At 34.1% G+C, this 21716-nt stretch carries 16 protein-coding genes and 1 CRISPR repeat array; of the genes, 2 read left to right on the forward strand and 14 right to left on the reverse strand.

Annotated elements, in window-relative coordinates; translation table 11 throughout:
• Positions 1–59 precede the first annotated feature (59 nt).
• A complete protein-coding gene (locus ACYQ2D_RS02530; protein WP_117456425.1) occupies positions 60–902 on the reverse strand; it encodes a TrmH family RNA methyltransferase in 843 nt (280 codons plus the stop codon).
• Between the two features lie 172 nt (positions 903–1074).
• Here ACYQ2D_RS02530 and ACYQ2D_RS02535 point away from each other — a divergent pair, with 172 nt between their 5' ends.
• Together ACYQ2D_RS02535 and ACYQ2D_RS02540 are read left to right on the forward strand one after the other, a co-directional pair.
• A complete protein-coding gene (locus ACYQ2D_RS02535; RefSeq protein WP_459784535.1) occupies positions 1075–1794 on the forward strand; it encodes a TerD family protein in 720 nt (239 codons plus the stop codon).
• A 58-nt stretch (positions 1795–1852) separates the two neighbouring features.
• Positions 1853–2560: an AIM24 family protein gene (locus ACYQ2D_RS02540; RefSeq protein ID WP_459784537.1), complete on the forward strand. Its 708-nt coding sequence runs from the start codon at positions 1853–1855 to the stop codon at positions 2558–2560.
• A gap of 60 nt (positions 2561–2620) precedes the next feature.
• Here the strand turns inward: ACYQ2D_RS02540 and ACYQ2D_RS02545 are convergent, their stop codons facing one another.
• The 13 genes from ACYQ2D_RS02545 to cas8a1 form a co-directional block, all read right to left on the reverse strand.
• Complete coding sequence (locus ACYQ2D_RS02545) at positions 2621–5281, reverse strand: calcium-translocating P-type ATPase, PMCA-type (protein ID WP_187557981.1); 2661 nt, start codon at positions 5279–5281, stop codon at positions 2621–2623.
• 133 nt (positions 5282–5414) lie between these two features.
• The gene (locus ACYQ2D_RS02550) at positions 5415–6002 is read right to left on the reverse strand and encodes a TerD family protein (protein ID WP_022304606.1); all 588 of its coding nucleotides are present in this window, start codon (positions 6000–6002) and stop codon (positions 5415–5417) included.
• 48 nt (positions 6003–6050) lie between these two features.
• Complete coding sequence (locus ACYQ2D_RS02555) at positions 6051–6632, reverse strand: TerD family protein (protein ID WP_444139394.1); 582 nt, start codon at positions 6630–6632, stop codon at positions 6051–6053.
• 220 nt (positions 6633–6852) lie between these two features.
• Positions 6853–7434 (reverse strand): TerD family protein, encoded by a 582-nt coding sequence (locus ACYQ2D_RS02560; RefSeq protein WP_022304608.1) that lies wholly within the window; start codon positions 7432–7434, stop codon positions 6853–6855.
• A 33-nt stretch (positions 7435–7467) separates the two neighbouring features.
• Positions 7468–8616 (reverse strand): toxic anion resistance protein, encoded by a 1149-nt coding sequence (locus ACYQ2D_RS02565; protein ID WP_459784539.1) that lies wholly within the window; start codon positions 8614–8616, stop codon positions 7468–7470.
• A 3-nt stretch (positions 8617–8619) separates the two neighbouring features.
• Entirely contained in the window at positions 8620–10896 is a 2277-nt protein-coding gene (locus ACYQ2D_RS02570; protein ID WP_459784540.1) for a YceG family protein, read from the reverse strand.
• Positions 10897–11358: 462 nt separating this feature from the next.
• Positions 11359–14028: direct repeats of the CRISPR family, unit length 30 nt; unit sequence ATTTAAATTCCACTGTGATTCTATTAATAT.
• Between the two features lie 180 nt (positions 14029–14208).
• Entirely contained in the window at positions 14209–14487 is a 279-nt protein-coding gene (cas2, locus tag ACYQ2D_RS02575) for a CRISPR-associated endonuclease Cas2 (protein ID WP_459784541.1), read from the reverse strand.
• Positions 14488–14494: 7 nt separating this feature from the next.
• Positions 14495–15487, reverse strand: a complete 993-nt coding sequence (cas1b, locus tag ACYQ2D_RS02580; protein ID WP_459784543.1) for a type I-B CRISPR-associated endonuclease Cas1b — start codon at positions 15485–15487, stop codon at positions 14495–14497.
• Positions 15488–15509: 22 nt separating this feature from the next.
• Positions 15510–16004 (reverse strand): CRISPR-associated protein Cas4, encoded by a 495-nt coding sequence (gene cas4 / locus ACYQ2D_RS02585; RefSeq protein ID WP_022304357.1) that lies wholly within the window; start codon positions 16002–16004, stop codon positions 15510–15512.
• A gap of 10 nt (positions 16005–16014) precedes the next feature.
• Complete coding sequence (cas3, locus tag ACYQ2D_RS02590) at positions 16015–18267, reverse strand: CRISPR-associated helicase Cas3' (protein WP_459784544.1); 2253 nt, start codon at positions 18265–18267, stop codon at positions 16015–16017.
• Positions 18268–18349: 82 nt separating this feature from the next.
• Entirely contained in the window at positions 18350–19441 is a 1092-nt protein-coding gene (gene cas5, locus ACYQ2D_RS02595; RefSeq protein WP_459784545.1) for a CRISPR-associated protein Cas5, read from the reverse strand.
• An 18-nt stretch (positions 19442–19459) separates the two neighbouring features.
• Entirely contained in the window at positions 19460–20344 is an 885-nt protein-coding gene (gene cas7i / locus ACYQ2D_RS02600) for a type I-B CRISPR-associated protein Cas7/Cst2/DevR (RefSeq protein ID WP_117456413.1), read from the reverse strand.
• A complete protein-coding gene (cas8a1, locus tag ACYQ2D_RS02605) occupies positions 20341–21714 on the reverse strand; it encodes a type I CRISPR-associated protein Cas8a1/Csx8 (protein ID WP_459784547.1) in 1374 nt (457 codons plus the stop codon). Before cas8a1 ends, cas7i begins: the two co-directional genes overlap by 4 nt.
• Positions 21715–21716: the final 2 nt, after the last annotated feature.

The following is a 21716-nucleotide window of genomic DNA, read 5'->3' on the forward strand; positions in this document are numbered from 1 at the left end:
ATGCGGTGCAGCAGCTCCTATGGACGTGGTACTCTGCCTATGAAGATAGATTTTCTTATTCAACAACCATCTGTTTTTGCCATTCCAAGCTGCCAAAACGCTACCGCACTTGCTGCCGCTACATTTAACGAATCCACACCATGCATCATTGGAATCTTTACCGTATAATCACAAGTTGCGATGGTATGTTTTGCCAACCCTTCTCCTTCTGTTCCAAGCACAATTGCAAGCTTTTCTTCTGCCATAAGATTTTTATCATCAATACTGACCGAATCATCCGTCAATGCCATTGCTGCTGTTTGAAATCCCATTTCTTTTAACAATTGAATTCCTCCATCCGGCCAGCTCACTTTCTTTTTATCAAAAAATGTCCACGGAACTTGAAATACTGTCCCCATACTGACGCGGGCAGCCCTTCTATAAAGAGGGTCACTGCAAGCTGGAGTTAATAATACCGCATCCATATTTAATGCCGCTGCCGAGCGAAAAATTGCGCCCACATTAGTTGGATTTACAACATTTTCTAAGACTGCAATTCTTCTTGCGTTTTTGCAGACCTCTTCTACACTTTTTAAAGACAAACGCTCCATTGCACACAACATTCCCCTTGTCAACCCAAAGCCTGTAAGCTGTTTGAGCACTTCAAATTCTGCTGTATAAACCGGAACAGATTCCCATCGTGAGAAAATTTCTTCTGCCTGTGCTCCTATCTCTTTCTTTTCTATTAAAAAAGAAATCGGATGGTATCCGGCATTTAATGCCCGTTCAATAACTTTTGGGCTTTCTGCAATAAAAATCCCAGGGTTTGGCTCATTAAAATGTAAAAGCTGGCTTTCATTCAGTCGTGCATAAACATCCAGTTCTGGAAATTCAAAATTTGTTATCTCAATTATTGGATTCATAATTATCCTCATTATTTTTCTTTTTATTTCTTTTATTTTCTGTTTTTTATCATACTATACCCACAAGAGAAACTCAATATTTCCTGTCAATTTCTCTGCTGTTTCATTGCTTTTTTCTCTCTAAAATGCTACTATGATTTTAAAAAGATGTAAAAAAGAAAGGAAGTTTCTTATGATTCAAATTCCTGAAAAAACAATACCTGCCTTTCATTCACAGACTATTTTGTCGCTGAATACCCAAAAAGTACGAACCGCAAAGTCCTCTCAGACAATTTTACAGTTAAACCAAAATTTGCACTCTCATTCACCTGCTCCCACTACTCCTTCTTACAGGCATCCGACTTTAAAAAACATCGTACAAAAAGGTCAGAAAATTGCACTGTTTACAAATTCTGTTTCTCCATCTGTCGACGTTCTACTAGGATGGAACGTAAAAAAAACCGCCTGCGATGTGGATGTCTCTGCATTTTTATTAGGAGCAAATCAAAAAGTCTTAGGAGATTCCTGGTTTGTTTTTTACGGTCAGCCACAAAGCCCTGATCAATCTGTTTCATTTGAAACACTTTCAGCCAATCAATGCGAAAAAATTCATATTCAGCTAAATCAGTTAAATTCCGTTGTGCAAAAAATCGTATTTGTATTAACTATAAACGAAGCACTTACAAGAAATTTAAATTTCAGTATGATTGAACATGCGTATATCCAGATTATAGATTCTAACCAACACGAATTAGTCAGCTTTCCAATGAGTGATTATTATGAATCTGTTACTTCTATGATGATTGGAGAAATCTATCTGCATAATGGTATCTGGAAATTTCATGCTGTTGGAAATGGGGTAAAAGAAGACCTTGCCGGGCTTTGCAGACGTTATGGTGTTAATGTATCATAAGCGTTCGATTTAACCTCAGCTCACGCTACACTCACTTATACTTAGGAGGAACTTTGCTATGCTTACATTTGAAACTGTAAATGAATTATCTTTAAAAGTAACTTGTTCTGGTTCTGATACACTTTTTGTAAAAGCCGGCGCTTTTATTGCCGGAGATAACCCAGGAAACAAAAATTATCGTTTTGAAAAAGTACTGCTCGGTCCACAACAAAGTCTTGCGCAAGCTGCCTTTGGCTCATTGATGAGAAGAGCGACCGGTGAAAACTTCCCACTTATGAAAGTTACCATGAATGGAGATTCTGTCACTTATTATGCAGATAAAGGTCAGCATGTCGTTATTTACCAGCTTGCCCCGGGAGAAGTTGTTTCTGTAGAATCTGAAAATATTCTTGCCTTTACACCGGACTGTAATTATCAGGTGCGCTTCATCGGCTGTGGAATTTTCTCTCAAAAAGGACTTGCCACATCAACATTAACAGGAACAGGACCAAATGCTTATGTCGCCCTGCTTTGCAATGGAAATCCAATCGTTTTAAGCAATGTAAACAGTAATTCCACTCTCTGTGTAGACCCTGATGCCGTAATCTGCTGGTTCTCCCAGCGTGGATACTGTGATCCGCAGATTAAAACGGATCTTTCATGGAAAAACTTTATCGGACAGGCTTCCGGTGAATCTTACTCTTATGAATGGAATTCCCACCAGCCAGTTACTGTTTTAGTTCAGCCAAATGAAAGAATCGGTGGAATCCGAGTTGGAATCGATTAATTTCAGGCTTAAAAAGCAGATACCGGAACTTTCTACGCTTCCATGTATCTGCTTTTTATTTTAATGTTTTTTATTTACAATTGCTTTTCGGATTAAATCTACCGGTATCATAGTAACCGCTAAAAGAATCGCTGCAATCCAGCCCTTAATTCCAAATGGAACACAACTGAACATTTCACCAATCCAATCAAATACGACAAATGGAATCAAACCTGCATTTACAATCACTGCCTGTACTAAAATAATTGCAAAGAACACTTTTAAGAATCCTGGATTTAAATCCAGTCCTTTGAAAATTTCAGCTCCGTCATCTCTTACATTAAATCCATTAAACAAAGCACTTACGATGAATAATACAAAATATCCTGTTAAATGCTGTTCTTCGTTTTCAAATAAATTTTTAAAGAACGGTGCTTTCAAATACACAAAACTGACAACCGTAAGCCAAAGACCCATTGTTAAAATCTGTCCCATCATCTGTTTACTGATGATGCTTTCATCTCTGCGTCTTGGTTTTTCATCCATATATTTCTCAAGTGCCGGTTCATTTCCAAGCATGATTGCGCCCAAACCATCCATAACAAGGTTTACAAACAGTAAATGAGTTACTTTTAACGGTTCTTCTACACCAAAGAACGGTGCAATCGCACTAACCACTACTGCCGTTACATTGATTACAAGCTGGAATTTACAGAATTTCAAAATATTATGATAAATCGTTCTTCCGTATAAAATTGCATCTTTAATGGATTTAAAGTTATCATCCAAAATAACAATCTCACCGGCTTCTTTTGCAGCTTCTGTTCCACTTCCCATTGCAAATCCGACATCTGCACGTTTCAGTGCCGGAGAGTCATTTACTCCATCTCCTGTCATACCCACAACAAGATTCATTTCCTGACACAGACGAACCATTCTGGATTTATCTGTAGGAAGTGCTCTTGCAATGACACGAATATGAGGAATGATTTTCTTTACTTCATCATCGCTCATCTCATTTAACTGTGCAGAAGAAAGTGCCTTATCATCTTTATTTTTTAACAGACCCGCATCCTTTGCAATTGCAACGGCTGTTTCCAGACGGTCACCAGTAATCATAACAACCTGAATTCCCGCACCCTGCACTTCTGCAATCGCTTCTTTTGCTTCCGGGCGAACATCATCACGGATTCCAACTAAACCAATAATTACAACATCATCATTGATTTTATTTTCCGTCATAGTTCTCTCTGAATATCCAAAAGCAAGGACACGCATTGCTTTTACTGCCAACTCATCAATCTTTTTATTTACTACATCCATATCCAGCGGTTTTACTGTTCCGTCTGCATCCAGATAATGCTTTGCGGCTCCCAATAAACGTTCCGGAGCTCCTTTATAAAATGTCTTTCCAAGACTTTCAATTCTAGCCTGACTAAATTTATTAGAAGAGTTAAATCCCTGCTGTTGTGTAATTACACACTCTTTATCACTTTCAAGTGCACGGAAAGTAGATTCTCCGATAAATTTCATCAATGCCTGGTCTGTCGCATTTCCACCAATTACTTTATGAGATGCATCAAACATAGACTGCGTATTCTTTCCAATTGCAAGATCCACAAGCCCTTTTACTTTTCCATGATTTTTTAACTCACTAAGAGCAACCGATTTTCCATCTCCAAAGAAGAACTCAACAACTTCCAGTCGTCCTTTTGTAATCGTTCCTGTTTTATCACTGAATAAAATATTTAAAGAACCTGCTGTTTCAATACCCTGGGCTTTACGGACAAGTACATTATGGTCAAGCATCTTACTTGTATTTTGCATCAAAACCAGCGAAATCATAAGAGGAAGTCCCTCAGGTACTGCACAGACAATAATTACTATTGCAAGAGAAACCGCCTGAATTAAATCTTTTAAAATATTTTCAAATCCCTCTGCAAAATAAGCGGACGGACCTCCGGCCAAAACAATAAAATAAGCAAAATAGAGCACTGCAATTACAATTGCACCAATATATCCAAAGGTAGAAATCTGTTTTGCAAGTTTCGCAAGTTTTACTTTTAATGGGGAATCCGGCTCATCTTCCTGCATCTCTTCTGCCATTTTTCCCATCATTGTTTTCAAGCCGACTTTTCTGACATCCAAAATTCCCTCTCCATCAAATACAATTGCACCACGGAAAAGAGAATGTTTATCTACGAAGGTATCTCCTGTGATTTCATCTGCAAGCTGGAATGATTCATCTGCCTGTGTTTTCTTGCATTCCTCTGCTTCTCCATTTAACGCAGAGTTATCGACACGAAGAGAACCATCAATTAAGATACCATCTGCCGGAATTTTATCACCAGACTGAAGAAGTACCTTGTCGCCTACTACAACATCGTCCACATCAATAATGGTAATTACACCGTTTCTGTGAACTTTACATTTATCTTTCTCTGTACTCTCTTTCAACTCACGATATTTTGTATCGCTGGCAACACCTGTCTTTGCTGACACAAACGCAACAATTAAAACTGCAACAATCGTTCCTAATGGTTCATAAATCTCAGCATACCCAAAGAAAAACATTGCAATCATAAGGGCTGCAATTGCTAACAGAACTTTAATCATCGGGTCACTAAAAGTTTCCTTGAATTCATCCCAAAATGTGGTTGGTTCTGAATCAGGAATCATATTCGAGCCATGTTGCTTTCTGGACTCTTCGACTTCCTTGTCTGATAAACCATTGTACTTCATTTTTCTGTCTCCTTTTTGAGTTTTTTATAGTATAAAAGAAAGAGAAACCGGACTTACAGCTTCTCTTCCTAAATACCCGATTGCTTTACGTTTTCAAGCAGACATTCGCAATCCACTTCACCACTTGATTCGGTTAAACAAATCGATTTGCAAGCTCTCCAAGACCTGGATCTTTGGTTGCCTGTCCAACTGCACTAAATTTCCATTCACCGTTATGACGATAAATTTCTCCAAAAATCATAGCTGTCATTCCATCATAATTCTCAGATAAATTATACTTACATAACTCTCTGTTTCCTCGTGCATCCACAATACGGATAAATGCATTTTCAATCATTCCAAAATGCTGGTTTCTCTGTACTGCTTTATAAATGTTTACAACAATTACAATTCTATCATATTCTTGTGGAATCCGCAATAAATCTACGATAATCTGTTCATCATCGCCATCTCCGGCGCCTGTAAGATTATCTCCCTGATGCATTACTGCATCACTTTTATGACGAAGATTTCCAAAATAGACCAGGTCCTCTTTTCCGCACAATTTTCCATTTTTTAATAAAATCGCAGAAGCATCACAATCAATTGCCTGTGGCTTTCTTGAGAACAAACCGCCTTTTCTTTTTACTTCATCCCATCCAAGCCCTACAATAACCTGTGCAAGCCCCTGATTATCTTTTGACAGACTTACTTTCTGTCCTTTTTGTAAGCTGACTGACATATCTTTGTCCTCCTGTTGACTCTATTTTTTTCTTTTTATTGTCTTTTCTTATTCTATATCCACTCCAAAGCTTCCACAAAGCGCAGCCAGTCCACCTTGATAGCCGCTTCCAATTGCATTAAATTTCCATTCTGCTCCATTTTTATAAAGCTCACCAAAAACAACAGCGGTTTCAATTGAGAAATCTTCACCTAAATCATAACGAAGCAGTTCTTCCCCTGTCTCTTCATTGTAAATTCGGATAAATGCGTTGGCAACCTGTCCAAAGTTCTGTCTTCTCGCTTCTGCCTCATAAATTGTAGCAGTAAACGCAATTTTAGAAATCTCAGCAGGAACTTTTGTTAAATCAATCTTAATCTGCTCATCATCGCCCTCGCCTGCACCGGTACGATTATCTCCCATATGCTGAACGCTCTGTGACGGATGAACGAGGTTTCCATAAAATACAAAATCTTCCGACTTTGTTACTTTTCCATTTTCACCTAACATAAAAGCAGCTGCATCCAAGTCAAATTCTCCGCCCGTATCAAACGCATTGATATCCCAGCCGAGTCCGACTACTACATTTTTTAATCCTGGATTATCTTTCGTAAGACTCACTTTCTGTCCTTTTTTTAAACTAACTGGCATAACTATTTCCTCCTGTATTTTCTAAATATATTCTTAAAACAATTGTCAAGTGGATATTCGCAATCCGCTTCGCTACTTGCTCATAACCAAATAGCTGCTACGCAGCTTATCAGAAGGGGCTTACCCCCCTCCTGATACAAGCAAGTCCCCACCCCTGCTTATTGCTTTTCGCAATTGAAGCAGGTGACTTACTTGATTTGGTTAAACTACTGCTTCTGTTTTACGCAACCTGAATTCCATAGTGACCACAAAGTGCAGCCAATCCACCCTGAAATCCACTTCCGATTGCATTAAATTTCCACTCGCCATTGTGACGATACAATTCACCAACCACAATTGCTGTTTCAATTGAGAAATCTTCGCCTAAATCATAACGAATTAACTCCTGATTGGTATCCTCATCTACAATTCGAATATACGCATTGGAAACTTGTCCAAAGTTTTGTCTTCTCTCCTGTGCTTCATAAATGGTAACAGTAAAGGCAATTTTATCAACACTTTCCGGAATCGCTTTTAAATCCACAAAAATCTGTTCATCATCGCCATCGCCTTCACCTGTTAAATTATCTCCCTGATGTTTTACTGCTCCACTTGGATGCTCCAAATTTCCATAAAATATAAATTCCTTTTCTGTCGGGCATTTTCCATTTGCACCACACATAAATGCAGAAGCATCTAAGTCAAAATCAGCACCTGAATCAAAAGCATTGACATCCCAGCCAAGTCCTACCATGATATGCTTTAAAGATGCATTTCCTTTTGTTAAATCTACTTTCTGTCCTTTTGATAAATTGATTGGCATCGTTTTTTCCTCCTTGCGCTTTTATTTTCAATCTTATTTATACGACTGATTCGGCATATGATATTTCTGGTTGAATTCCTGTTTGATTGTCTCCAATCGTGCCTGATCTTCAATCCTCTGCTTTCTTGCATTTTCCTGAATCTGTCTTGTCTCATCTATTCCATTTACAATTGTCTTCCAGGTATTTTCCAGTGTTTCTGTTTTTATAGAACTCCCTGAAGCTAATTGTGCCGTGAGCTTTGACTGCTCTACAGTATTTCTTGCATTACGCATTAATAACTCATTCGTTTTCTGGTCAAGCGCTGACATTGCTTCTGCCTGCACACGCTGACGCTTCAACATAATTGTCTGTGCAAGTGCCTGCTTGAATACCGGAAGTGTAATGATAAACGCTGAATTAATCTTTCGAACCAGATTCATATTACTAAATTCCATGGTCTTAATCATTGGAATGGACTGCATTGCCACATTTTCTGCTGTACGCAAATCTTGAGTTCTCTGCTCTAACATCATTAAGGACTGATTCAGACTGGTAATTTCAAACTGAATTGACTGATCACCGGTTGCTTCCATATCCGCCTGACGCTCGGCGATATAATTTTCAATTTCCTTACAGCCCTGCTCTCCTGCTAGAATATATTTTACCAGCTCATGATAATAATTGACATTCGCCTGAAACATTTCATCCAGTTTTCGGTTTGATTGCCGGATTTCCGCTTCGTATTTCTTTAACTGAACATAGATTTTATCAACTTCATCCCCCATGGTATGATATTTATCTATAATTTTATCCAGCTGTTTTCTTAAATTCCCAAACAATTTTCCAAACAGACCCGGATTCTCTTTCAACTCATCAATATCAAACTGATTCATAATTTTTGTGAGTGTATTCAACAGTTCACTGGAATCATCCAGTTGCGACATGTTTGTATTATTTAACACGACATCGGAGGCACGAGAAATTTCTTCTGCAACTTCAGAACCAAACGATACAATTGTATCTAAATTATAGACTTCAATTGTACTGACAATATCATCTACTTCTTTTGAGTTGGTGAGTGTCGTATTTAACTGCTGACGGTCTGCAACAATATCATATTGTTTTACCTCTTCTATCTCATTTTTTTCCGGAACAACAACAGAACCTGTCATTGCCTCTGGTTTTCCAAAATCAAGTCCCATACCTCATACTCCTTTTCCTAATAGTTTATCCCGCCATTTTCTTACCCATGTATTTCCCAGAAAATGATTAAAATCCGGAATTTGTAGATCATATTTATACTCTCCTATCTGATATTCATCAAATAGTTTACGATTAAAATATTTTTCAATACTCTGATAACCGGTTGGTACAAAAAACGCCACATCAAATCCTGCCAGATTTAAAAATGCGGTTAAAATGGTATCCTCCAGTGAAATCATTTTTTCTCCTGTGTGAATCAGAACCGCTTTCGGGTTTTCTTTTGTAAAATCAAATGCCTGTAACAGCCTTACTACTTCCTTTGGCAGATTTAAAACCGTCGATACAATCGTATACTCTGTCCCATTTTCAAATGTTCCACTAATAACCCTGCTTTTTATTAACTGCTCCAGCTTATCTAAAATATAATCCTGCATCTCCTCTCGAAGCATTGCATAAGGATAACTCGGATGATTCTTTATCTTGTTTTTATGAAGTCTCTCATTTTTCCAAAATTCTGTTGCATAAGGCTTCATTGGGTTTTCATCCGTTGCCTGCAAAAAAGGAAAATGCTTTACTACAAATGTATCTTCTGTAATTAATTCTTTTATTGAAGTCCAATATGCTGTTTCATCTCCGTTTTTTATGCCACACACTTTTGCAAAAATCACAGGAAGATTGACAATATCCTGTGTAGTACTGAAATTCGGACGATATTTTAATTCCTCTTTCCATAAAATTCCAATCTCTTCATACGTTGTTTTTAAATTAATCACACTAGCATTTTGATACTGTTGATTTCGATAAATTCCGGTATCCTGATATAAAATCGTATCCAGTTCTCGTTCCGCCTGATATGCAACGGTTCCCATTTGAACATCTACATTTTCCCTTGGAATTTTTTTGATATTCAAAGTTTCAGAATAATTTTCTTCATATAATAAAGGATCTTCCAGCTCTCCCTTTCCTGTTCTCTGTGGATTTAAAATCAATACATCTACCGGGAGTCTCGCCAACATCTGAAGAAAAAGAGCTTCATTCTCTGTAACCTGCGCGGTCATATAAAAAAAGCAGGAAATCTCAGGCATCTTCCAGTTTTTAAACAGTATCCTTTGATACCTCTTAGTCCAGCAAAGCAGATACACTGCTTGATTTAGCAAACGATTTAAATTCATTCCTGACTTTTTACTCTCCGAAAACATCACATCCATAAACGCTTTTATCAATAATCTCTGCAATTCTACATTTTCAGGAACTTTTAAATTAGAAGATAAATCCAATAACATCTGTTCTAAATTCATATAATTTTTTCTTCTGACAGATGAAATTTCCTCTGGCTGTGGAAGTGGAATTTTCTCATCTATTGCAACCAGATTTCGCTTACTTTCTGCTATGCTTTGGTAAAACAAAAATAATTGATTTACATACGTCAGTTTATCTTCCACTCCATTTATCAGACAATAACAATTATAAAAGAAGCTGTTATCTGCCCCTCTCGTTGAGACATCTTTTTGTATATCCTCTAAAGCCTTTCCCTCTATCCACGCATTTGTACAATTTTTATAAGAAGAAGCTCTTCCATATAAACGTTCTCGTTCAAACGCTTCCTGCATCTGTATTCTTAACTGTTTCAAACTAAAATCAGCTGGAAAATTTGTTAGATCTGGGGCTTTCCATTCCTCGGACAACTGACTGGTCAAATCCAATTTGAGATAACGGTTATCGCCATGATATTGAAGTAAAACCACATCACATCCAGCTTTTGCCAACACCACAATTAAAAGCAGTTCATACTGACTGATTTCACCCTCGTACAAAATTTTTGGTACTTTCTCTGTTCCAAGCAGATTCACAATCCTCTCAAACTTATAATAAAGCCAGCACATAAATTTAATATATGCATTTTTGAGCATATTTTCATTTTTGCCGGATTTTCTTAAACTATCTAATGTATCATAAATAGAATATGCAACATTCTTTCTCTGAAAACTATTCATTCTTGGAAGCCATTTTTTAAGTGCAGTTTCAATAAATGCCGGATTCATCTGAAAATCCATTCCCATGATTTCATTATAATATGCCAGGTTTTTTTCATCTGGATTTGGAATTTTTCCCTCAATTACAACTCCAGCTTTTCTTGCGGATTCGTAGTAATTTTGAATAAAAGTTTTAATTTCATTCGAATAGCCATTAAGTCGGTAAAAATAAATCCCTTCCTCTGGTCTTTTATGAAGTTCTATGAAAAAATCATTTAATGTATTTATCTTTTTGTGTTCAAACATCTTATTTTTTCACCTTCATTACTTGTTTTAAATAGTCTGTAATCTTAACAGAAATTATATCATAATTGAAGGGATTCGACAAGAAAATTAGTCTTAATAAATCTTAATTTTAAAAATTTTCTGAATATGTAATACAATTTTCACAATATTTTAATATTCCAGTTTGAGACACTTAAAAATATATAACAATATCAATGAAGCGAAGATTGCAATTGGACAATATATCCACACCTACTATTTTGAAAGGTGTCATTCTTCCCTTGATTATCATATACCGGCTAAATGCTATTACCATATGCTGCTTAGCATGTGTATGGATTTGAGGAGGGCCTTTTAACATTTCTCCAAGAAACAGGTAACTCATTAACCATATCAGTTCATTATAAAAATGTTAGATTTTGTCTTGACAACTGAACCACTATAATATGATAAGGTGTCAACCAAGAAGAACCTTGCTTCTATCTTTAAATTCCACTGTGATTCTATTAATATGCAGCACACTACCGCTCTGCCCAGTAATGTTCTTTCATTTAAATTCCACTGTGATTCTATTAATATTTTCTACAAGACATGTATTAGTAATTGGTGCTATATTTAAATTCCACTGTGATTCTATTAATATACATCCTTCAATAATCATACAAACCATCCATGCTTCATTTAAATTCCACTGTGATTCTATTAATATGAACGCACCTGAAGCAGATACATCTACAACAACAGAATTTAAATTCCACTGTGATTCTATTAATATCGTTGCACTCACTGTAATATAAGCAAGAATAGCATATTTAAATTCCACTGTGATTCTATTAATATTGCGTCAGAGTTGTCTTTAACAGTTCTTTTACTTGATTTAAATTCCACTGTGATTCTATTAATATAGTAACGCACTTTTTGGAATTAAGGCTACAAAGGACATTTAAATTCCACTGTGATTCTATTAATATGGGTAATGTTCGTCACTCCAACGGTCGTATACATATTTAAATTCCACTGTGATTCTATTAATATCCGGACAAATAGGTCTTTGCCCGATTGCTGCGCAAATTTAAATTCCACTGTGATTCTATTAATATCGTTATAGGCATTGATTGCCTGTACCAGTTCATCATATTTAAATTCCACTGTGATTCTATTAATATCTTTTATTCTCTTTTAAAACTTGATAGAAAAAGTCCTGATTTAAATTCCACTGTGATTCTATTAATATATCCCTCTGAAACTATAGCTTTGCATTTTATTGTATATTTAAATTCCACTGTGATTCTATTAATATACAAAGTGTAGAAGAGCCGTCATTGAACATGGAACTATTTAAATTCCACTGTGATTCTATTAATATACTCACACAATCTATATACAAAATTGGTGATGATGTAATTTAAATTCCACTGTGATTCTATTAATATTGCTTATACAGAGCAGTGATTGTGTTGTGTGTCTTAATTTAAATTCCACTGTGATTCTATTAATATAGCGCACGGAACATTAATCCCCTCTTTAAACGAATCAATTTAAATTCCACTGTGATTCTATTAATATTATTGTGCAATCATTAGAACCAATTAAGATATCAACATTTAAATTCCACTGTGATTCTATTAATATGCAGGGCAACATGAACAGCCTGTCAAGCATACTGACATTTAAATTCCACTGTGATTCTATTAATATTCCTGTCAACTCCCTTTTTATGACTAGTCATAAAAATTTAAATTCCACTGTGATTCTATTAATATTCAGACGGTGTGTCCAACCGCGGCTATAGAGATACCAATTTAAATTCCACTGTGATTCTATTAATATTGATTGTGTAAGCAAGTGCCGACACAAGATCGTCATTTAAATTCCACTGTGATTCTATTAATATAAAATGCCTGTCTCAATTTAGACTTCTAAAATAAGAATTTAAATTCCACTGTGATTCTATTAATATCTTGCGCACAACGCAATTCGTAATTACTGCCATGAGAATTTAAATTCCACTGTGATTCTATTAATATGCTACTAATCAAAATAGTATTATACAAAAAATCATCATTTAAATTCCACTGTGATTCTATTAATATGCGAATATACAACCAATGTTCCAATCTTTTACAGAATTTAAATTCCACTGTGATTCTATTAATATGGCAAGCTGGACAATTTTGATTCACTAGATGAGGTTATTTAAATTCCACTGTGATTCTATTAATATGTATATGCGGCATTTACCGCAACGATTAGACGATATAATTTAAATTCCACTGTGATTCTATTAATATTCTTCCAGGACGCCATCTCCCCATGAGCACAACTTCATTTAAATTCCACTGTGATTCTATTAATATCTATCTGCACATTCAGCTTCCGTTCCAGATTTTGCTTATTTAAATTCCACTGTGATTCTATTAATATTTTTAGAATAGATTCTTTTAATTCGTATTCTCCATAATTTAAATTCCACTGTGATTCTATTAATATATTGTACTTATGATAATCAATCTGTAGTTTTTTTCCATTTAAATTCCACTGTGATTCTATTAATATACAGTTGAGAGATACAGCGAATCAGCTTGACGCATACAATTTAAATTCCACTGTGATTCTATTAATATTCTCTTTTTCCCATTTCATTAAAGTTACTTCTGTTTATTTAAATTCCACTGTGATTCTATTAATATCAAGAGCAAAAAATGTAGATATAAAAGCTGTTTTAAATTTAAATTCCACTGTGATTCTATTAATATAGTAGATATTAAAAAGTTTAGCCCGAAGGGACTCGCATTTAAATTCCACTGTGATTCTATTAATATGAACGAGATCAGGGCAAGAAAACCAGCAAGAGCGCATTTAAATTCCACTGTGATTCTATTAATATCGAAACGGACCTAGGCAATATTTGCCCGAATCCACGATTTAAATTCCACTGTGATTCTATTAATATTGCTGCCAGTTCAACCGATCTTAAAGGGTGATCAATAATTTAAATTCCACTGTGATTCTATTAATATGGAGAGGGAAAAAGTATTAGGGAGATAGCCAAAATCACATTTAAATTCCACTGTGATTCTATTAATATCCGGAGTAACATTGTATCAGAATGATATCAATATAATTTAAATTCCACTGTGATTCTATTAATATCCGTGCCTATACACTACTACTTTTCTCTTAGTTTTTCAACCCTTTTTTGTCGACCTCTCACTTTTTCTCAAAAATTTTTGATTTTTCTCTTAATTCTTTTTCATCTTTTCCTGCATTTCCTACATTCTTTTAATTGTCGACCTCCCCATATTTTTACATTATCGGAGGTCGACAATTTTTTTACAGCAAAAATCCAGTTTTATCCTCCACCTTACCAAGAAATTCTTTGTCTAACCATTTTTCCTGACGGCTTTTAAAAATAATAACTGAATCAAGTTCATCATTTATGTAAGGTTCTAACTCATTTTTCATTTTCGCCAACTGTGCTTTTGATATTTCTCCTTCAAATACAGAATTCTGAATATGAGACAGATATTTCTTACATATTTTAAATACTCTTGACCATCTTCTTTGTCCTTTTTCGTCTTGACTGATATCATACACTAACACGATATACATCTATCTATCACCACCATATCCGAAAACCTTCATATTCCTTTTCGCCAATTAAGTGTTTAATTAATTTATATGCTTCTAGGCGTATCAAATATTGATAGGAAACCTGTCTTCCTAAATCTCTATGCATAATTGCTTGTTTCAAACGTGCTTCTAATTCTGTAACAATTAACTGTGATGCCTCCTTCTTCAAGTGAAGAAAATTAAATTCTTTTGTAAAGCTATTCTCCGTAATCTGTCTGCGATTAAGTAATGAAAAAATCAACCGATCTGCTATAAGAGGTTTAAAAATCTCTGATAAATCCAAGCATAAAGAAAAACGTCTTGCACCTGGCTGATGCAGATAACTAATCGTAGGATTCAATTGAGTATGATACACTTCACTTAATGTTTTTGCATAAATCAGAGAATTCACAAATGAAATTAAAGAATTAATCATATTATCTGGTGGATGCATCACTCTTTTTTCAAATTTAATTTCTTGATTTACAATTTCATTCCAGGCTGAATAATAGGTTTTCCGGATATTTCCCTCTATTCCCATTAATTCTTCTATTGTTTCTGCTTTTGATAGCTGTCGCCTTAAATAATCAATTTCCTGCATAGCACCTAAAACATCTTTTTCTCTTGCCTTATAATAACGCAGATTTCGATAAATATTATCTGCTGCTGCTTCAATAAATTTTTTAGCTAATGTCAATCTTTTTTCATAATCTTGATAATGCTCTACCTGCTTTATCAGCAACTGACCCGCCAAAAGGCTTTCCTTCGGATAATAACTTCCTACATAATAATTATAATAATTAAAGAAATGCATTGTAATTCCATACTGGGAAATATAGCTAATGAATGGCGTATTAAATGACATTTCAGACATCACATAAATGTCGGAGATTTTTTCAATCGGAATATCTCTTTTTTGTCCTTCATACGAAGTAAATCGCAGTGTATTATCTTTTCTTTTTAAATCTCCATTATTATATACATAAAAACTCTGCTTCATAAAAAATCAAATACCTCCTCCCCTAAATAAAGCACAAATCATGGTATGCACATTTCTTACAAATTTTTTGAGATGAAAATTCTGGTGGAATTTCTTTTTTACAAATCTTTATCATCTCTTCCAATATTATCTTCATTTTTTCTTCATCCTCTTTATTCAATGTCACATCTAAGTGCTGTTTCAACAGAGGATAATCAATCCGTGCTTTTAATCCTGTTACACCCCGTTGTTTCAAATAATACAAATAGTATTTTGTCTGCCAGACACCTGCTTCTTCAATTGCTTTGCTCTTTTTTACTTCGTGCAGTTCCTTATATTCACGAATAAAGTCAATATTAATTGTATCATCAATATTAATATGTTTTTCATCTCTCTTAAAACTGCCCTCATCTAATAGTTTTCCTAATATAACACTCTCATTTTCGCTTTCCATATTAATTTCATTACTAAAATACCAAAGCTTTCTTTTACAGACAAAATAATAATAAACCATAGTTCCTGTTACTTTTTCTTTCATAAATTCCCCCCTAACACATCATCATTTCATCTTCTATTGTCCTTTCTTTATAATTTAATGGATAATACCCTTTTTCATCATAATAACAATCCATAATCGGAATCTTTTCATATTTACTTATTACAACGTATCCAAATCTTTCCCAGATTTTTTCCATATAGTTTTGGTATTCATACTTTGGAATTGAAACTACAAATTCTTTTAAATTTTGTTGACAGTTTAATCGTTCCTTTAAATACTGTACTCTTTCTTCTCCTTTACTTTTTCTAAGCTGTTTTTCTATTTTTCTTAATCGGTCCTGCTGCTCTAAAATAAACTCCTTATTCTCATCAAATACCAATTTAGGAATAATATCCTGATTAAAAATACTCCTTAATTGTTCTCCTTCCTCAAAATCACCAATCCGCAATTCCATAAGTTGATTATAAACTTCTCGATACTTTTTCATAAATGAGCTGTCTCTTACCTGTTCCATAGTAAAATACCGATTAATTAAATCCATTTTCTTCTCTTCACTTAAAAGTCCATCTACTTCTTGTAACGCTTTTCTTGATTGTTCATAAAAGATCGGGTCTAAAAATCCTTTTTGTCCTCTTTTTACTTCTTCTCCTGCGCAATAAACAAAACAGTTATATTTATCCAGATTTTTTACACCTTTCCGATTACATCTTCCCATTCTTTGAAACAAACCGTTTAGTTCAGATAACTCTGTAAATAAATAGTCAAAATCAATATCCAAACTAACTTCCACAAGTGACGTAGAAATCCAGATTCCATTCTGACAATCTAATATTTTATGTTTTTCATCACAATATGTTTTTCCAAATCTGCGAATTTCTTTTTCCAGCTTTTTTCTATCCTGTCGTATATAACGACTATGGAATAAATTTAATTCTTCTATTTCTCCCAACTGAGTTTTTAATTCTTCATACAGTGCCTGCGCTTTTTTTATTGTGTTACAAACAATCAGAATCTTATTGCATTTTCCAGATTTCTTATTTTCCAAATATTGTGTAACAATATCTTCTACCTGTATTGCACCATCTTTCACACAAACATTATGACGTATTTTATCTAAAATGAAATCTTTTTCTTTAAATTCAATTTTAGCATCCTCTCTTAAAAGCTGTTTTATAAAAGGAGCCAGTGTTGCCGTAACAATTGCAATTTTTCCACCCAATCTATGTATCTGTCCTAATCCACGGATTAATACTGCTAGTAAATCTGGTTCATACATCTGAATTTCATCGATTACTATTTTGGAATATGATAAAGTTGCTAATTTTGTCTCATAGCCTTTATAACGAAGAACAAAATTAAATAATTGGTCTAATGTCGAAATACTTAAAGGCAAAGAAAGATGTTTTCCTCGGTCAAAATATTCCGTAATATCAAGTTCTTCAACATTATCATTATAATATTCCAATGCTTCTGAATGTAGCAACGCCACTCTTTCTTCAAGCTTTTCTTCCTGAAGAATTTCTTCTCTTACTCTGTCATAAATCGCATTAATCGCAGTTCGCACCGGCAGTATGAAAAATCCTTTTTGGTCTCCTATCCATAAAAGACCTGCTTCTGTCTTTCCCATTCCAGTGGACGCAACTGCAATTATATCCGTTTCCCTGTTTTCTATTGCAAACTTTTGTAACTCATTCCAATCAACATTTTCATTTTTTTCTTTCCAGCGCTGCATCATTCGTTCTAATTTTTCAAGCAAAAAATCATTTGGATACTCAATTTTATATTCTCCACTGGCACTATAATCACATCTTCGTAAAAGACCTTTTAATACGATAAGATTTTCGCCATAAAGTCCTTCATTCATCAAATATTCAATTTCATCTCCGCTTAAAGATTCACTGCTATAACCTTCTAAAAGATTTTCATCTATCAACATCCATTTCTCATTTATCACTCTATCTTCATCACAATAATCATGATGATATAAAATTGCACTCGCAATTTTTAAATAATCCATTTCTTCATACTGTGTTTTATCCAAATAATACACAGATAATACATTATGTGGTATTTCTTTTTCTGGATCAAACGGAATCCATCTTTTACTGGATACACGTCTTTGAAAGGAAAAATTCGCTTTTCCATCATCATGATGTTTACAACACTCCAATAAAAGATAAAACAAACGTTCTCCTTTTATATATCCTATTTCTTTCAAATAATATACACGCTTCTTCAAGTCATCTGAATGTTCTCGAATTGTCTTATCTGATTTTGCTAAAAAATCCTGTATTGCTTTCATATCGCTTTCTCCCTAAACAGAAAAGACATGAACAAAATTCCTTTCTGTCATGCCTTTTCTGTACTTCTTACTATATTAATTATTATAAAAAATTCACAATATCAAATGGTTTCTCTGTTTTGTCTATCCAAACATTTCCAGAAGCTTCATCAATATTAAAATTAGATGTATAAACAACCCTTTTTTTATCTAAAAATATCCTTTTACCTGTTGTAGTATCATATTTCTTTCCAAAATAATAGGCAGTACCTGCAATCTTCCGACCACTCATAGCTCCTGTTCTAATTCTTCCAGCAACAATATCATCATAACTTAAATATGCACTATTTAAAGTTCTTACTCTGCTCCTTCCTTGTTCCAACTGTACTTTCTGCACATCTAATACTTCCACAAAATCTTCACTACGACCAATCGCTTTTAAATCATAAGCATGTTCCAAAATATCATCTAAGATTTCTTCATCTGCTGTAACATGGATAATCAAATCTATCTGGTCTAAAATCTCATAGTATCGGATTGACTTTGTTACTGTTCGGAATTTTGCAACTGGTTTTTTATAATTCTCTTCTTCATATCTTGCAACTGTCTCTTGATATTTTTTCTCTTCTGCTTTTAGCGCTTTTTCTTCTTCTGCCACAGTTTCAAAGCCAGCATTTCCTTTTCCAATTGCTTTTTTCTTATCTGCCAGTTCCTTTTTTTTCTCTTTAAACTCTTTTATCTTCTCTTTATATTCTGTTTTTTTATAGTCTTGTATTTCTGTTCCAAGTTTCTTAAGTGCTCTATATTCTTCTAATAACTCCGAACTATGTACATCAATCGTAATCCCTTTTAAAAAACTGTTGCCTTGAGATTTCTTCGCACTTGCTACTTTGATAAAAGCGTTTGAAAGCATAGATGCATTTCTCATTTTTACTAAGATTCCCCTGTCATCCATGGTAGAATTTAAAAAACAATAATCTGTATATGGTTCTTTGTGCATAGAAGCAAATTTTCCCTGAATACTGACATCCATCTCTTTATATTCCGTATAACCACAGGCTGAATGAAGAGCCCCAATAACTGTTGAAATAGGTGGAAGAGGATAAGTCATTTTATTTTCTATTGTTTCTTCTCTACGATAATTCGCACTTGTCTGATGTAATTTTATCCGTACTGCAGTTTTTAAATTGCTCATCTTTACACCATCTTTCTTTTATTTTTCCAGATAGTAATCCAAAACCTGTTTTCTCAGATTTTCAAAAAATACAGGTACTGATACCGGTGTCAGTTCTTTCTCTATTTCTTCCTCATTTTGTAATAAATTTCCACGCAGAAGTCCTGCCTGAAATCCTCTTTCCAGTTTTATTTTTAAATCCTCTGATAAAACTAATTTTTCTTCTTCCACATGCACTACATTTTCAAAATAATGCGTTTTTCTTTCGGATAATCCTCCCACCACAAACACTGGCTCTGCATTATCCAGATTTCCTCTTACGACTAAAGATAAATTTTCCACTGCATCCAAAAGTGCGATTACGCGTTCTGCCTTTTCTTTTGCATCTGCCTCTTCATGGAAATTTTCATCTTTTCCTATCATTTCTAAATCAATTGTCATGCTGTAAATCTTCAGACTCTTATCGTATTCATACTGATATGGCATAAGTCCTGCACTTCCACCATTACTCTGTACGGAAATCCCCTGTTCTTTTGCATAATTCGTTGCTAAGTATAAATTATTATGAAAACGAGTTTCATTTACAAAATGCTCTGCTGCAACTGCATCTGTCAAATAAAAAGAGCTTTTTCTTACATAAGTTGTTCCCTGTGTATTCATGTAACCGCCTTCTAACGCACGACAATTAGAGGCATTTAATTCTTCACTTACTTTTTTCTGTGCTGCTCCATCCAGACTTGTTTCTAAATCATCATACATCCCGCTCTGAACCATAATTGCATTTTTTAAACTTTCTCTGCTTCTCATAGAATAGATTTTTCTGTTCTTAAATACTTTCTGAACACTTGCAATATTTCCCAGTGACTCCGAATAATTAGATGTCATATTTGCAACTACCGTTAATGTTAAAGAATTCTTTTTCATACTTTTGTCTCCTCTACATTTTTATTATCTCTTCTCAGCGCTGTTACAAATGTATACGCTAATTCTTTATTTTTCTCAAAATCTTCAAATAAATCATATGCAAAATCAAATGGTTCATCTGCATAATTTGATAAATTTAATAAAATATCACAAAATCGGTCATAATCTTCAAAGGTCAAGGCACTCGTCAATTTTTGGCGAAACGAAATCAGTTTGTTGTCCGGTACTTTATCTTTCTTCTTAGCAACTGCCTTTGCACATCCATAGGCTCTTTTATTTCCAGCTTCCATATCTGCATCCTCCTTTATCCATAAATTTACTTTTATTAATTGGTATAACACATAAGTGTAATTTCCGTTTGCATTATTTTTTAAAAGATAATTTATCCACTCATCTGTCAAAATAAGATTCACAATGCAGTTCATCGTTTCTTTAAATACATCCAGATAATAATTATCATTTATTTTTATTTTAAAACAAAATGCTTTATATGGTTTTTTGTCTGTTTTTTCTCCATTTAATTTCTGTAAAATATCCAGGCTCTTTTTACTTAAATATAATGTTTCAAAATGTGTCTTTTCAACGTTTTTATGTATAATCTCAATATCATGATACATAAAATCCTTTGATTCAATAATAGTCTGGAAAAAAATCTGTCTGGAATCAATTGTTTTTCCCTCTTGCCTTGCATTTTCTCTTGCTTTTTTTATTTTATCTTGCAGTATCTTATTGGTTTTAACTAACTCTCTTAAATCAACATTATCATTTATAAAATAAAAATCTCGTTCTCCACAAAATGCAAATGGAATAAAATCAAATATCGGAGTGTCCTCGTATACAAAATTTGCCATATCAAAATTATAAGAAATGGATTTTCCTTTTTTTGGTAAATCTACATAATACCCCAGTAGTCTGCAACAATTCTTACCTGGCTCAAATAATTGATTTGTATTACAATAGTTTCGGTACAGATTTACTTTATTTCGATAGGTCTCTTTTACAATTTCTTCACGATTTTCTTCTATTAATTTTTGTATCTGTTCCCGATTTGTTCCGTCGTATTTTATTTTTCCAAATATTTTTTTTAAAACTGTATTTGCAGTCAGCTTTTCATTTATCAGTTTTATCTGTTCTTCACTTGGTTCTTCTTCTAATAGTAATTCTTCAGCCAATACATGATGCATATCTTCTGAATATTTCTGTTCCACAAACTTCAAATAATCTGACTCTGTAATAGATTCCGGATTATATTCCAGATATTCATCTTGTAACTTCCAGTTCGATTCACCAATCCAAGTTAGATACTCTTTTAGTCCTACAATTGCTGCGGAATATCTCCAATCCAGAGGTTCTATTCTCTCCAGTCCCATAA

It is taken from the genome of Blautia stercoris (assembly GCF_054657695.1).